The sequence below is a fragment of the Pseudomonas sp. TNT2022 ID1044 genome, from assembly GCF_028656895.1.
Taxonomy (GTDB): domain Bacteria; phylum Pseudomonadota; class Gammaproteobacteria; order Pseudomonadales; family Pseudomonadaceae; genus Aquipseudomonas; species Aquipseudomonas reinekei.
In genome coordinates, this window is record NZ_JAMDHB010000001.1 from 450,880 (window position 1) to 463,971 (window position 13,092).

The 13,092-nt window shown below is 57.3% G+C and carries 11 protein-coding genes and 1 pseudogene; 6 read left to right on the forward strand and 6 right to left on the reverse strand.

Going from position 1 to position 13,092, the window contains the following annotated elements; genetic code table 11:
- The first annotated feature begins 35 nt into the window (after nt 1-35).
- Both M5G20_RS02095 and M5G20_RS02100 read left to right on the forward strand, forming a co-directional pair.
- Nucleotides 36-1,202: an MFS transporter gene (locus tag M5G20_RS02095; RefSeq protein ID WP_273917664.1), complete on the forward strand. Its 1,167-nt coding sequence runs from the start codon at nt 36-38 to the stop codon at nt 1,200-1,202.
- A 258-nt stretch (nt 1,203-1,460) separates the two neighbouring features.
- Entirely contained in the window at nt 1,461-2,009 is a 549-nt protein-coding gene (locus M5G20_RS02100; RefSeq protein ID WP_273917665.1) for a cytochrome b, read from the forward strand.
- A gap of 55 nt (nt 2,010-2,064) precedes the next feature.
- On the opposite strand, the gene M5G20_RS02105 is transcribed toward M5G20_RS02100, so the two are convergent.
- The 5 genes from M5G20_RS02105 to M5G20_RS02125 all read right to left on the reverse strand — a co-directional run bounded on the left by M5G20_RS02105 (nt 2,065) and on the right by M5G20_RS02125 (nt 7,129).
- Complete coding sequence (locus M5G20_RS02105; RefSeq protein ID WP_273917666.1) at nt 2,065-3,018, reverse strand: alpha/beta hydrolase; 954 nt, start codon at nt 3,016-3,018, stop codon at nt 2,065-2,067.
- Between the two features lie 77 nt (nt 3,019-3,095).
- On the reverse strand, nt 3,096-4,118 hold the full coding sequence (locus M5G20_RS02110; protein ID WP_273917667.1) for a transketolase family protein: 1,023 nt from the start codon (nt 4,116-4,118) through the stop codon (nt 3,096-3,098).
- Nucleotides 4,115-4,963, reverse strand: a complete 849-nt coding sequence (locus tag M5G20_RS02115; protein ID WP_273917668.1) for a transketolase — start codon at nt 4,961-4,963, stop codon at nt 4,115-4,117. Before M5G20_RS02115 ends, M5G20_RS02110 begins: the two co-directional genes overlap by 4 nt.
- A gap of 17 nt (nt 4,964-4,980) precedes the next feature.
- A complete protein-coding gene (locus M5G20_RS02120) occupies nt 4,981-6,279 on the reverse strand; it encodes an MFS transporter (protein WP_273917669.1) in 1,299 nt (432 codons plus the stop codon).
- Nucleotides 6,280-6,379: 100 nt separating this feature from the next.
- Nucleotides 6,380-7,129: an SDR family NAD(P)-dependent oxidoreductase gene (locus M5G20_RS02125; RefSeq protein WP_273917670.1), complete on the reverse strand. Its 750-nt coding sequence runs from the start codon at nt 7,127-7,129 to the stop codon at nt 6,380-6,382.
- A gap of 196 nt (nt 7,130-7,325) precedes the next feature.
- Here M5G20_RS02125 and M5G20_RS02130 point away from each other — a divergent pair, with 196 nt between their 5' ends.
- On the forward strand, nt 7,326-8,243 hold the full coding sequence (locus M5G20_RS02130; RefSeq protein WP_212627645.1) for a LysR substrate-binding domain-containing protein: 918 nt from the start codon (nt 7,326-7,328) through the stop codon (nt 8,241-8,243).
- 301 nt (nt 8,244-8,544) lie between these two features.
- On the opposite strand, the pseudogene M5G20_RS30180 reads toward M5G20_RS02130, so the two are convergent.
- Nucleotides 8,545-8,670 (reverse strand): annotated as a pseudogene (locus M5G20_RS30180) (hypothetical protein); the annotation flags it as partial.
- Nucleotides 8,671-9,086: 416 nt separating this feature from the next.
- Between M5G20_RS30180 and M5G20_RS02140 the strand changes: the two are divergent.
- From M5G20_RS02140 to M5G20_RS02150, 3 genes are all read left to right on the forward strand, one after another.
- Nucleotides 9,087-10,424 (forward strand): MFS transporter, encoded by a 1,338-nt coding sequence (locus M5G20_RS02140; protein WP_273917671.1) that lies wholly within the window; start codon nt 9,087-9,089, stop codon nt 10,422-10,424.
- Between the two features lie 26 nt (nt 10,425-10,450).
- Nucleotides 10,451-11,713 (forward strand): gallate dioxygenase, encoded by a 1,263-nt coding sequence (locus M5G20_RS02145; protein ID WP_273917672.1) that lies wholly within the window; start codon nt 10,451-10,453, stop codon nt 11,711-11,713.
- Between the two features lie 125 nt (nt 11,714-11,838).
- Entirely contained in the window at nt 11,839-13,086 is a 1,248-nt protein-coding gene (locus tag M5G20_RS02150; RefSeq protein ID WP_273917673.1) for an OprD family porin, read from the forward strand.
- The last annotated feature ends 6 nt before the right edge of the window (nt 13,087-13,092 follow it).

The window sequence follows — 13,092 nt, forward strand, 5'->3', positions numbered from 1 at the left end:
ATCGTAGCATTGGCGGCATAGATAAGGAGCCTTCCATGCGTATCAATCCACCACTTGTCGCACTCGCCATAGGTGCCTTTGGCATCGGCGTTACCGAGTTCGCCCCAATGGGCATGTTGCCGGGCATCGCTGCGGATCTCGGCGTTTCCATTCCCGCTGCGGGTCTGTTGGTCAGTGCTTACGCCTTGGGCGTTCTGCTTGGCGCGCCGCTGATGACCTTGACCACCGGCAGGATTCCCCGGCGCTATCTGCTGATCGGACTGATGGCGATTTTCACCCTGGGTAATCTGATGTCAGCCCTGGCTACCGATTACTACAGCCTCATGGTCGCCAGAGTGGTGACCTCACTGAGCCACGGTGCGTTCTTTGGCGTTGGTTCCATCGTCGCCGCCAGCGTGGTCGCCCCGGAGAAACGTGCCGGGGCGGTGGCGGCCATGTTCATGGGCCTGACCCTGGCGACCATCGGCGGTGTGCCGCTGGCCGCCTGGTTTGGCGAACTGTTCGGCTGGCGCACCGCATTCTGGGGTATTACCGGCCTCGGCATGGTGGCCATGGCCGCGTTGTGGTTCGCCTTGCCCAACCTGCAGGCGCCGCAAAGCGCCGGTGTAATGGCCGAAATTCGGGTACTGGGCCGTGGCCCGGTGCTGGGGGCGTTGGCCCTGACCGTCGTCGGCTCGGGTGCAATGTTTACTGTCTTCACTTACATCGCGCCAATCCTCAGCAGCGAGACCCATGCGTCCACCGCTTACATCACTGCCATGCTGGTGCTGTTCGGTGTGGGGTTGACGCTGGGCAACATGTGGGGCGGCAAGGCCGCCGACCGCTCGATAGATCGCACCCTGATCGTTTCGCTGAGTGTGCTGATTCTGGTCTTGCTGGCGTTCACCGTACTGATGCGTTGGCCGCTGCCGGCCGCCGTTGCCATCCTGATATGGGGTATCGCCAGCTTCGCCCTGGTGCCGCCGCTGCAGATGCGCGTCATGGAGGCCGCCAAAGACGCGCCCAATCTGGCCTCGGCGGTGAACATCGGCGCCTTCAACCTCGGCAACGCAATTGGTGCGGCGCTGGGCGGCGCGGTGATCAACGCAGGTCTGGGTTATCCAGCGATTTCCCTGGCCGGAGCGGCAATGGCGGGTCTGGGACTGCTGATGGTGTTGGCTTTTGCCTGGCGTTCCAGAACGACCGCAGCTGCGGTGGTGTGACGATGGGGTGAGGGGCGGATAGTCATCCATTGATGGGTGACGTCCAGCCAGTACCGACGCCGTCGGCGCAGGTTCATAGCGTAACGCCCCGACATTCATCATCGACCAGACTTTTCAATATTTGAAAGACTTCTTGGCCGCCGGGCCTGATCGCAAAGTATCGAGCTATTCGATTTTTATAAGCAGTAATTGTTATTTTTTTTCGATAAGTTATCGAGGCAATAATCCATCCACGATTGAACTGAAAAGGCTTACGGGATGGCAAAAGCAGAGAGTTACACCAGTACGGCAAAGTGGCTGCATTGGGGAATGGCGTTGCTCTGGATCGGTGCCTGGTTCATTGGAATCTTGGCCACGCACTGGCGTGATGAATTCAATGCGCATCATGAGCTGACATTCCTGCACAAAGCGATGGCGAGTACGCTGCTGTTTTTGATTGTTGTGCGTATCGCCTGGAGGATCACTCACCCCGCGCCGGCATTGCCCGCGGCGATGAGCCCGCTGATGAAGCGGGGGGCGTTCCTGGGTCACTTGATGCTTTACGCAATCGCGCTAATCGGCCTGCCACTTTCTGGCTGGTATTGGAGCTCGGTGGCAGATAAACCCATCCTCGTGGCTGGGCTGTTTCAGTTACCGCCGATGGTCGGTCCTGACCAAACGCTTTATGACTTGGCAAAATCGATTCATACCTATGTTGCCTGGCTATGTGGAGCCTTGGTGGGAGGGCACGTCCTCGTGGCGCTTACCCATCACTTCGTTGAAAAAGATGAAGTGTTGAAAGGCATGCTGCCGGGTCGTCATTCGTAAGTGGGGTCGGGAGTAGGCGCACAGGGAATAGAGGGCGGCTTATTATTCGCTCTCTCTACAACTCTCTATGCATTCCTAACGCACGCCTGAGTACTCGAAGGATATCGAGTGCAGACTGTTCAGTAATGCACCCCGGACTCTGGTCGAACATGTGTGGCGCGCCGGGGTAAACATGAATCTCAACGGGTACACCAGAGCGAGACAATCGCATAGCAAACGCGACGTCCTCTTCGAGGAACAAATCCAGCGCCCCTACCGATAGAAAAGTACGTGGCAAATGACTCAGGTCTGTATGCAGGGCAGGTGAAAGCAAACCAATTCGCTCATCATCCAGCGCGTAATTTCCGCGCAAGCACCGCCAGCAAAACTGGTTGGCTTGGGGCTGCCAGCCAATTATCCCCGTGGTGCTGTTCTTGTGAGGTGAGTCTGCAGTGCCTGAGCGGTAATCCAGCATCGGATAGATCAAGACTTGCCCCGCGATGGGATATGTGGCTCGGTCACGAGCCAGAATAGCCAGAGCTGCTGCCAGTCCTCCACCGGCACTGTGCCCCATGACGACTAATTTGCGTGTGTCGATATTGAGGGCTTGTCGATTCTCAAATAACCAGCCAAGCGCCGTGTAGCAATCTTCAAGGGGAATGGGGAAGGGGTGCTCGGGTGCAAGGCGGTAATCAACAGCGACGATGATCGCCTCCAGTTCTTCGGCCAGATCGGCCAGATAGTCGTCTGCCATTTCAGGTTGCCCGAGTACAAAACCACCGCCGTGGATATACAGGATCGCAGGAAAAATTTTGCGCTCTGCCGCGACAACGGGCTTGTAAAGACAAAGGCGCAACCGCTCCCTGTCGTGAGCGGTTGTCCATACGGATTCACAACGCGTGTGTCCTGACGATTTGAACGTCGCATGGACACGCGTTCTGATGGCAGGCAGCGTATCCAGCGTCCACGCTTCTGCGCCAGGAGTCAAAAAGCTTCGGAACGCTGGATCAAGCAGTTCATGTGGTTTCAACGTTCTGCCCCTTTTTTCTCATGTGAGGAGGCGCTTCAAATAGAAGCGCCCTTCACGTGAACTACACCAAGATGGCGCTACAACCAGGCTTTTATTTGCGCACAAACGGCTGGTGTTGAGATGCCATACCGATCATGTAGCGTCGGCAGAGCGCCCGCGTCCAGGAACGCGTCAGGTAAAGCGATTTGGCGGAAGGTAGGCGTCACTCCATTACGCAGAAGTAATCCGGCAACGGCCTCGCCGAGTCCACCGATAATCGAGCTGTTTTCGGCTGTCACCACTAGGCGTCCGGACTTGCGGGCTTCGGCCAGGATGGTCTGTTCATCCAGCGGCTTGATGGTGGGTACGTGCAGCACTGCAACATCAATCCCATCCGCCTGAAGCTGCTTTGCCGCTTCCAACGAACGCATGGTCATCAGCCCCGTAGAGATGATCAGGACATCGTTACCGGTGCGCAGTGTCTTGGCTTTACCGATCTCGAATTTGTACCCGTACTCGTCCAGCACCAACGGGACATTGCCACGCAACAAACGCATGTAGACCGGGCCTTGATGCGCGGCGATTGCAGGCACGGCCTGCTCGATTTCCAGTGCGTCGCACGGATCGACGATCATCAGGTTTGGCATCGCGCGGAAGATCGCCAGGTCATCAGTGGCCTGGTGGCTTGGGCCGTAACCGGTGGTTAATCCGGGCAAGCCGCAGACAATCTTGACGTTAAGGTTTTCTTCCGCGATGGCCATGCAAATGAAGTCATAAGCACGACGAGAGGCGAACACGGCATAGGTAGTGGCGAAGGGTACAAAACCTTCCCTGGCCATACCTGCAGCTGCACTCATCAGCAACTGTTCGGCCATGCCCATTTGATAAAAGCGATCCGGATGCGCCTTGGCGAAAATGTGCAGGTCGGTGTACTTGGACAGGTCAGCAGAAAGACCGACGATGTCCGAGCGCTGATCCGCCAATGCAGCCAATGCGTGTCCGAACGGGGCCGATTTAGTCGCTTGGCCTTCTGAGGCAATGGAAGCGATCATCGCCGAGGTAGTCAGGCGTTTTTTGATTGGCTCGCCAGTCGAAGTCGGCGAGTTAGCGGCGTTGCTCATTGGTCTTTTCCTTCTTCAAGGTTGCTCAGTGCCAGATCCCACTCGTGTTCTTCCACGCGGATGAAGTGGGTCTTCTCGCGGGTTTCCAGGAAGGGCACGCCTTTGCCCATTTTGGTGTCGCAGATAATCACGCGGGGTTGGGCGATTGGATGGTTGCGCGCGGCATCGAAGGCGGCGACGAGAGCATCAAGGTCATTGCCATCGACGCGCTGGGTGAACCAGCCGAACGCCTGCCATCGATCGACGATGGGTTCGAATGACAGAATTTCGCTGGAGTAACCGTCGGCTTGCTGGTTGTTGACGTCGACGATGGCGATCAGGTTGTCGAGTTTCCAGTGCGAGGCCGACATCACCGCTTCCCAAGTCGAGCCCTCATTCAGCTCTCCGTCCGACAGCAGGTTGTAGACGAAAGAGGAGGAGCCTTTGCGCTTGAGGCCCAAACAGGCACCGACCGCGATGCCCAATCCCTGACCCAGCGAGCCTCCGGTGATTTCCATGCCCGGTGTGTAGGCGGCCATGCCCGACATTGGCAGGCGGCTGTCATCTGATCCGTAGGTTTCCAGCTCTTCGAGCGGGATGATTTCCGCTTCGATCAAGGCGGCGTACAGCGCAATGGCGTAGTGACCGATGGAGAGATAGAAGCGATCACGCTCTTCCCATTCAGGATCTGCAGGCCGATGGTTCATGGCATGGAAGTAGGAGACTGCCAGCAGGTCGGTAGCACCGAGGGCCTGGCCAACATAGCCCTGTCCCTGTACTTGGCCCATTCGCAGCGCATGGCGGCGAATGTTGTGCGCGCGTTCAACCAGGGTCATAGATGAAGCGAGTGAAGGATTAGTAGTCATGGTGAAACTCCATTAACTCAACGATTGACCAAGGCGGCGGGGATGCGCAGTACCAGAGCGGCGCCGGCGAACAGCACACCAGTGATCAGGTACATGCCGATGGCGCTTGAGCCGGTGATTGTGGTGATCCAGCCGATCAGATAAGGCGAGCAGAACCCTGCGAGGTTGGCGAAGCTGTTGACCGCTGCGATGCCGGCGGCGGCAGAAACGCCTCCGAGCAAAGTGGTGGGTAACATCCAGAACAAAGACGTCGCAGACAAAATGCCGGAAGCGGCCAAGCAAAGACTGAGGATGGACAGCGTTGGATTTCCACCCATCAGCGCTGCCAGACTCAGGCCAATAGCACCGGCAATCATCGGAATAATAAGGTGCCAGCGGCGCTCGCGATGTTTGTCACCACTTCGTCCCACCAGGAGCATGGCGGCAATGGCACAGAGGTAAGGCAGGCTGGTTAGAAAGCCGATATGCAATGCATCGGAAACCCCCGAATTACGTACCAGGGTGGGCAGCCAGAAGGTGATTGCGTACTGCCCCATCACCACACAGAAATAGATGGCCGCCAGCAACCACAGGCGACGGTCGCGAATGAACTCACCGACAGAGGCATGGGTGACTTTGTGCTGGTTGTCTTCGGCTAGTTCCCGAGTGATCAGTGCTTTTTCTTCCTCGTTGAGCCAACTGGCCTGATGCACCCCGTCTTTGAGGTAGCTCAATACCAGAAGACCGACAACGACCGTGGGTACAGCCTCCAACACGAACATCCACTGCCAGCCAGCCCAGCCATGCATGCCGGCGAAGTGGTTCATGATCCAGCCGGAGAGAGGGCCACCCACCATGCCTGACAGCGGAATGGCGATGAACCACAACACGGTCATGCGGGCGCGACGATAGGATGGAAACCAGTAGGTGAGGTACAGCAACAGGCCAGGCGCCAGACCGGCTTCGGCGATACCGAGCAGAAAGCGCAGCGCATAGAACTGCCAAGCTGTTTCGACGAAGGCAAACAGGGCGGAGACGATGCCCCAGGTGATCATGATGCGCGCGATCCAGACGCGTGCGCCGACCTTGTGCAGGATGATGTTGCTCGGCACTTCGCACAGGAAGTAACCGATGAAGAACATGCCGGCACCCAGCCCGTAGACCATTTCGCTAAGCGCCAGGTCGTTCATCATTTGCAGCTTGGCAAAGCCGACATTGACGCGATCAAGGTAAGCGCACAGGTAGCACAGCATCAGGAAGGGCATCAGACGCCAGGCCGTTTTCCGGTAGGCGTTGGAACGCACGGTCGAAACCGCTTCGAGCGACAGGGTAGTCATGATGGTCTGATCTCTTGTTTTTATTGACTGCCAGGCCATGAGACCCGGCTACGTCATCGATCCAGAACCGCACGAGCCGCACAGGCCCGCCCAGGTGTACTCAGTGAATCAGCATGCCGCCGTTCACATCCAGCGTGATGCCTGTGAGGTAAGAGGATAGGTCGCTGGCCAGGAACAGGGCGGCGTTGGCGACATCCTGTGCTGCACCGAGGCGGCCCAACGGAATGCCGTCGATGATCGCGTGGCGGCGTTCGTCCTGCATCAGGCCACCGGTGATGTCGGTATGAATCAAACCAGGGGCGATGGAGTTGACGCGAATGTTGTCCGGCCCCAGTTCCCGTGCCATGGCTTTGCCCAGACCCAGCACACCGGCTTTGGCCGCACTGTAATGAGGGCCACCAAAAATGCCGCCGCCCCGCTGAGCAGAAACGGAAGACATGCACACAATGCTGCCGGAAGATTGTTGGCGCATGTGCGGAATTACGGCCTGCGACATCAGCAGTGTGCCGCGCAGACTGACGTCCAGCACCTTGTCGTAGTCTGAAGGGCGGATGTCCAGAGTATTGAGTGGCTGAGTAATGCCGGCATTGTTGACGAGGACGTCGATGCGGCCGAAGTGCTCGATGATTTTGGCAATGGCCTGCTGAACCTGCGATTCGTCAGCAACGTTGGCTGCAAGACCGAGATGACCTTCGCCCAAGGAAGCTGCGGCATCACGGGCAGCGGATTCATCCAGGTCAAGGATCACGACGTGAGCACCTTGTTGCGCGAAAGTGGTCGCTGTAGCGCGGCCAATGCCACGGGCAGATGCGGCACCGGTGATGATTGCGACTTTGCCTTGGAGAAGCATGGAGGAGTACCTCAGATTGTTTTTATTGGGTCGATCCGTACAGAACCGATGGACTCAGCTTGTTCTCCAGGGATGGTCTGAGCAATAACGCGAATGTCACTCGATGCTGAAAAAAATTCAGCACTCGTCAATGCAGTTGTCAGGTGATTGAATGAAAGACAAATCTAATAATCGTAAAAAATGCAGTGGGGGTGCCATGCGCACAGATGCTGATACACCAATCATCCTGCCACCGCTGAGAGCAATTCAGGCCTTCGAGCAAACGGCGCGCTTCGGGAATGTTGCCAGGGCGGCGGAAGTATTGGATTTGACGCCATCAGCTGTGAGTCACCAACTGGCCAAGCTTGAGGGGATGATAGGCAGGCAATTATTCGTTCGAGCGGCACGTGGTGTCTCTCTGACTCCGGTGGGGGAGCAATACCTGAAAGAAGTCTCCGGGATCCTGCACAGCCTTGCAGTGGCAACCGAGCGCGCTGCCAGCGATGTCAGTCTCGATTGTCTGCGGCTGCACTCATCGCCCAGCTTCGGCCTGCTCTGGTTGATGCCGCGATTGGAAGCATTCCGTGCAAGTCATCCTGATATTCAGCTCAACTTGTCATGCTCTTACGAGTCACTGCACTTCAGCCGGGACAAGATTGACGTGGATATACGCCATGGCATGCCCAACTGGCCAAGCTATGAGGTTCGCACAGTACAAAATGAAGAGTTCGCCGTTCTAACTTCACCCAAATTGCTTGCGCAACGACCTATCCGAGGTGCGTCGGATCTACTCGATTGTGACTTGATATTGTCTGAAGCAACGCTGCTCAGGTGGCCGCAATGGTTCGCCCAACACGGATTGGCTCGACCGGAAAAGCCCTACGCATTGAGCTTTGATCGATCCTATATGTCACTGGAAGCTGCCAGCCACGGGCTTGGATTCGCACTAGAAAGTACGCTGCTCGCGCAGAAGTACCTGGCGTCCGGCGCTTTGGTCGAAGTCGCGCCCGAATCACTCAACGCTCCGGTGGCCGCTCATCATCTGGTGTTTCCAAAAGCGCACTCCAGCTTTCCGCGCGTCAGACGCTTTTTAGAGTGGATGGAAAGTGAGCTAGAACATGAGTTTGCGTATTGAGTATCCGTAACGTCTTAACGTGATGCCAAGCGGTCAGCAGTTTTTTGCGGACGAAAAAAAGCCCGCGATGGGGAGGGCGGGCTGGGAGTCACAAAAGGAGCTGGACCCACCATATGCCGATCAATGTGAAAATCTTGTGATAGATGGCGAACCACTTTCAGCTTCGCTCGCTAGTCAGTCGCCAACCGGCAGATATCGACCCAATACTGCCGGCCAGCAATAGCTGAAATTGGCCGAACCCAGCCTGTCATGAAGATCCTGAGCTTTTGAGCGCCTTCATTAAACCGTTAGTACCAATGGCTCGCATCATCTCTGGTGCTTTGCTCAGCCGAAGGTGCATCTCCTCCAATACGTCTTCATGCTCCCAGCGTCGAACTCGTCGTTCCGTGCTCGGTGTGCACTGCAATTTCAACGCGCAGCCCTGGCATTTCCCACCACCGACAACGTATCTGACGCCATCACCTCGCGGGCCTGCTTGGCCATCGAGCTGAGTTGATCTCGATCGGAACCGACGTTGTTCACCTCGTGCACACATTTGAGTTTTGAGCTTGGCAATTTTCTCTTCCAGCCGCACTTCGTTTCACGCCATCCCGAAAAGCTGATCGTGCTGTTTCTCTCGATCCTGGCGTCGTGGAAGTTGCCCTTACTATTGAATGTTGCGGTTGGGTGTCGTCGCTGGCGATGCTCATAAGAAAAACCGATACCCGCTTAAGGATTTCCCGGAGGCGGGGTAGGCACTTGCGGCTTTAGAGTCACGCCCAACGTTCGACTGTTGGGGGCCTCTGCTGGTCGCGTCATTTCCCGAGCCTGTCGGATTTTTCACAACAATAAGAAGGTGAAAGCATGAGTAACGAAACCGTCGATATCAAAGCTTGGATCGACAACCGGCCGGTTGCCCGATATCAGTGGCTCATCATGGGTCTGTGTTTTTTCATTGTCCTGTTCGATGGCTTTGACGTCGCGGTGATGGGCTTCATCGCCCCTTCGCTGATTCAGGAGTGGGGGCTGTCCAAAGCGGCGTTCGGCCCGGTGATGAGCGCCGGCATGGTTGGTCTCGCTATCGGCGCGTTGACCGCCGGGCCTTATGCGGATCGGTTGGGACGCAAGAAGGTGCTGTTGATCGCCGTGACCGGCTTCAGTGTATTGAGTCTGGCGTGTGCGTTCGCCCGCAATCCCTACGAACTGGCGGCTTTGCGTCTGTTGACAGGCGTTGCGCTTGGCGCCGCATTGCCCAACACCACCACGCTGCTTTCCGAATACCTGCCTGAGCGCAATCGTTCGCTGTTCATCACAATCATGTTCACCGGTTTCAACATGGGTTCGGGGCTGGGCGGTTTTCTCGCGGCGTGGCTGATTCCCCATCATGGCTGGCAATCGGTGCTGCTGGCGGGCGGGGTTCTGCCGCTGATGCTGTTGCCCTTCATGTGGATGTTGCTGCCTGAATCGGCGCGTTTCCTGGCTACGCGTAATGCCTCCGCGAGCCAGATCGCCAAGGTGCTGAACAAGTTGGGCGGTACCTTTACCGCAGCTACCCGGTTCGTCATGAGCGAGCCGCAGACTCAGCAGAAGGCGCCGCTGCGCATGCTGTTCACCGAGCGCTATCGCTTTGGCACCGTCGCGCTTTGGGCAACTTACTTCATGGGCCTGCTGGTGATTTACCTGACCATGGGATGGATGCCGACGCTGCTGCGTGAAGGTGGATTGTCCATCGAGCGCGCGGCAACCATCACCGGCCTATTCCAGATAGGCGGCACGGTCGGTGCCATTGTGGTCGGTTGGGCCATGGATCGACGCAATCCGAATGCGGTGATCGCCACTTCCTATGCGCTGGGAGGGGCTTTCATTCTGTTGCTGGGGGCCTTCACCCTGGAATCGAGCCTGCTGGCGATCGGCGTGGCGGCGGCAGGTTTCTGCATGAGCGGTGCGCAGACCGGCCTGAACGCTTTCGCACCGGGCTATTACCCGACCCACTGTCGCGCCACCGGCGTGAGCTGGATGCTGGGTATTGGCCGCTTCGGCGCTATCTTTGGTTCACTCATCGGTGGTGCGGTGCTCAGCCTCGGGCTGGGGCTGCCCTTGCTGTTCGCCATGCTGAGCGTGCCGGCGTTCATTGCCGCTCTGGCGATCCTGGCCAACGGTCATGCGCGGCGCAAAGTGAATCGGGCCTTGCTGGTGCACTAATCTTTTTTTGAACAAAGGAACACGTCATGGCACGCATCATTGGTGGACTTGCTGTATCCCACACACCGACCATCGGCTTCGCCGTCGATCACGACAAACAGAATGAGGCGGCATGGGCGCCAATCTTCGAAGGTTTTGAACCGATCAAGGTCTGGCTTAGAGAACAGAAACCAGATGTGTTGTTCTACATCTTCAACGACCATGTGACCTCGTTTTTCTTCGACCACTACGGTGCTTTTTCCCTCGGTGTCGATGAACGTTATGAGGTCGCCGACGAGGGTGGCAATCCGCGTGAACTGCCGGGTATTGGCGGACATGCTGCGCTGTCGCGGCACATCGGCGAAAGCCTCATGGCCGATGAGTTTGACATGAGTTTCTTTCGCGACAAACCGCTGGACCACGGCTTCTTCTCGCCGATGTCCGCACTGTTGCCGTGCGAGCCGCAATGGCCGGTGGAGATCGTACCGTTGCAGGTGGGCGTGTTGCAGTTCCCGGTGCCGAGTGCACGGCGTTGCTACAAATTGGGCCAGGCGTTGCGCCGGGCAATTGAAAGCTATCCCGAGGATATGAAGGTAGCCATCGTCGCGACTGGAGGGGTATCCCATCAAGTGCACGGCGAGCGCTGCGGATTCAACAACCCGCAATGGGACGAGCAGTTCATTGATCTCTTGGTCAATGATCCCGTGCGTCTCACCGAAATGACCCACGCCGAGTACGCCACCCTTGGTGGAATGGAAGGTTCGGAGGTGATCACCTGGCTAATCATGCGCGGCGCGTTGTCGGCCACGGTGAAGAACCTTCACCAGGATTATTACCTGCCGTCGATGACCGGCATTGCCACGCTGTTGCTGGAAAACCAGGACCGGGCGGTTCCCGCCGAAGTCAATGCCCGCCACTTGCAGCACGTGCGCCATCAACTGGCGGGTATCGAGAAACTGGAAGGCACCTATCCCTTTACCCTGGAACGCAGTGCAAAGGGTTACCGGCTGAACAAGTTTTTGCATCGCATGATCGAGCCCGAATGGCGTCAACGCTTTCTGGATACGCCGGAGGCGCTGTTCGAGGAAAGCGGGCTCGATCAAATGGAGCGAGACCTGCTGCGACGTCGCGATTGGCGTGGGCTGATCCAGTACGGGGCGATCTTTTTCGTCCTGGAAAAACTCGCCGCCGTGCTCGGGATCCCCAACCTGCACGTCTACGCCGCGATGCGTGGGCAGAGTCTGGATGAGTTCATGAAAACCCGGAACCAGCAGGTGCTCTACTCGGTGGCGGGCAAAGCACCGCGCTGACGCCATGACAGGTTGAGGCGGCTCGCTCCGGGCCGCTTTCGCAATCCCCCTTGATTTGATCGCACTGCGCACGGCACGTCCGGGCGTAGCGAATTTCTTTACCCCGAAAACGGATAACAATAACAATGAAAATCACCGCCAACTCCCGCGTATTCCTCACCCTGGTTGCCGCTTCTACGCTGCCACTTGAGGCCTCTGCTGCCGGGTTCGTTGAAGAAGCGAGCACCCACCTCAACCTGCGCAACTTCTACATCAATCGCAACTTCACCAACCCGGCCTACCCGCAGGGCAAGGCTGAAGAATGGACACAGAGTTTTATCCTCGATGCGCGGTCCGGCTTCACCCAGGGTCAGGTGGGTTTAGGCGTCGATGTTTTAGGGCTGTATTCGTTGAAACTGGATGGCGGACAGGGCACTGGCGGCACACAGTTGTTGCCCATCGATGGCGATGGGCGGCCGGCGGATGATTTTGGCCGGTTGGCGGTGGCGGGCAAAATGAAAGTCAGTAAAACCGAACTGAAGGTCGGCGAGTGGATGCCGGTATTGCCAATCCTGCGCTCGGACGATGGCCGTTCATTGCCGCAAACCTTTCGTGGCGCCCAAATCACTTCGCAGGATATCGACGGCCTAACCCTGTATGGCGGCCAGTTCCGTCAGAACAGCCCGCGCAACGATTCGAGCATGGAAGATATGTTCATGCAGGGCAAAACCGCATTTACCTCCGACCGTTTCAACTTTGTCGGCGGCGAATACAGCTTCAATGAAAAACGCACGATGATCGGCGCGTGGAATGCACAGTTGAAGGACATCTACCAGCAGCAATATCTGCAAGTGGTGCACAGTCAGCCGATGGGTGCCTGGACCCTGGGCGCCAACCTTGGCTATTTCTGGGGGTGCGAGGACAGCAGCGCCCGTGCCGGTGACTTGGACAACCGCACTTTCTCGGCGTTGCTTTCGGCCCGGTATGGTGGCAACACCTTCTACGTCGGCTTGCAAAAACTCAGTGGCGATGATGCGTGGATGCGTGTCAACGGCACCAGCGGCGGCACGCTTGCCAATGACAGCTACAACAACAGCTACGACAACGCCCGGGAGAAATCCTGGCAGTTGCGCCACGACTACAACTTCGTCGCCCTTGGCGTACCCGGCCTGACCTTGATGAATCGCTACATCAGCGGTGACAACGTGCACATCGGCAGTGTCACCGACGGCAAGGAATGGGGGCGCGAATCGGAACTGGCCTACACGCTGCAAAGCGGCACGCTCAAGAACCTCAACCTTCGCTGGCGCAACTCCAGCATCCGTCGCGATTACAGCAGCAACGAGTTCGACGAAAACCGCTTGATTATCAGTTATCCGTTGGGCTTGTTTTAGTCACTG

What these genes read in the sequence shown, in the direction of transcription:
- M5G20_RS02095 (WP_273917664.1), top strand. Translation starts at nt 36, where the DNA reads ATGCGTATCAATCCACCACTTGTCGCACTCGCCATAGGTGCCTTTGGC.
- M5G20_RS02100 (WP_273917665.1), top strand. Translation starts at nt 1,461, where the DNA reads ATGGCAAAAGCAGAGAGTTACACCAGTACGGCAAAGTGGCTGCATTGG.
- M5G20_RS02120 (WP_273917669.1), bottom strand. Translation starts at nt 6,279, where the DNA reads ATGACTACCCTGTCGCTCGAAGCGGTTTCGACCGTGCGTTCCAACGCC.
- M5G20_RS02130 (WP_212627645.1), top strand. Translation starts at nt 7,326, where the DNA reads ATGCGCACAGATGCTGATACACCAATCATCCTGCCACCGCTGAGAGCA.
- M5G20_RS02140 (WP_273917671.1), top strand. Translation starts at nt 9,087, where the DNA reads ATGAGTAACGAAACCGTCGATATCAAAGCTTGGATCGACAACCGGCCG.
- M5G20_RS02110 (WP_273917667.1), bottom strand. Translation starts at nt 4,118, where the DNA reads ATGAGCAACGCCGCTAACTCGCCGACTTCGACTGGCGAGCCAATCAAA.
- M5G20_RS02145 (WP_273917672.1), top strand. Translation starts at nt 10,451, where the DNA reads ATGGCACGCATCATTGGTGGACTTGCTGTATCCCACACACCGACCATC.
- M5G20_RS02150 (WP_273917673.1), top strand. Translation starts at nt 11,839, where the DNA reads ATGAAAATCACCGCCAACTCCCGCGTATTCCTCACCCTGGTTGCCGCT.
- M5G20_RS02115 (WP_273917668.1), bottom strand. Translation starts at nt 4,963, where the DNA reads ATGACTACTAATCCTTCACTCGCTTCATCTATGACCCTGGTTGAACGC.
- M5G20_RS02125 (WP_273917670.1), bottom strand. Translation starts at nt 7,129, where the DNA reads ATGCTTCTCCAAGGCAAAGTCGCAATCATCACCGGTGCCGCATCTGCC.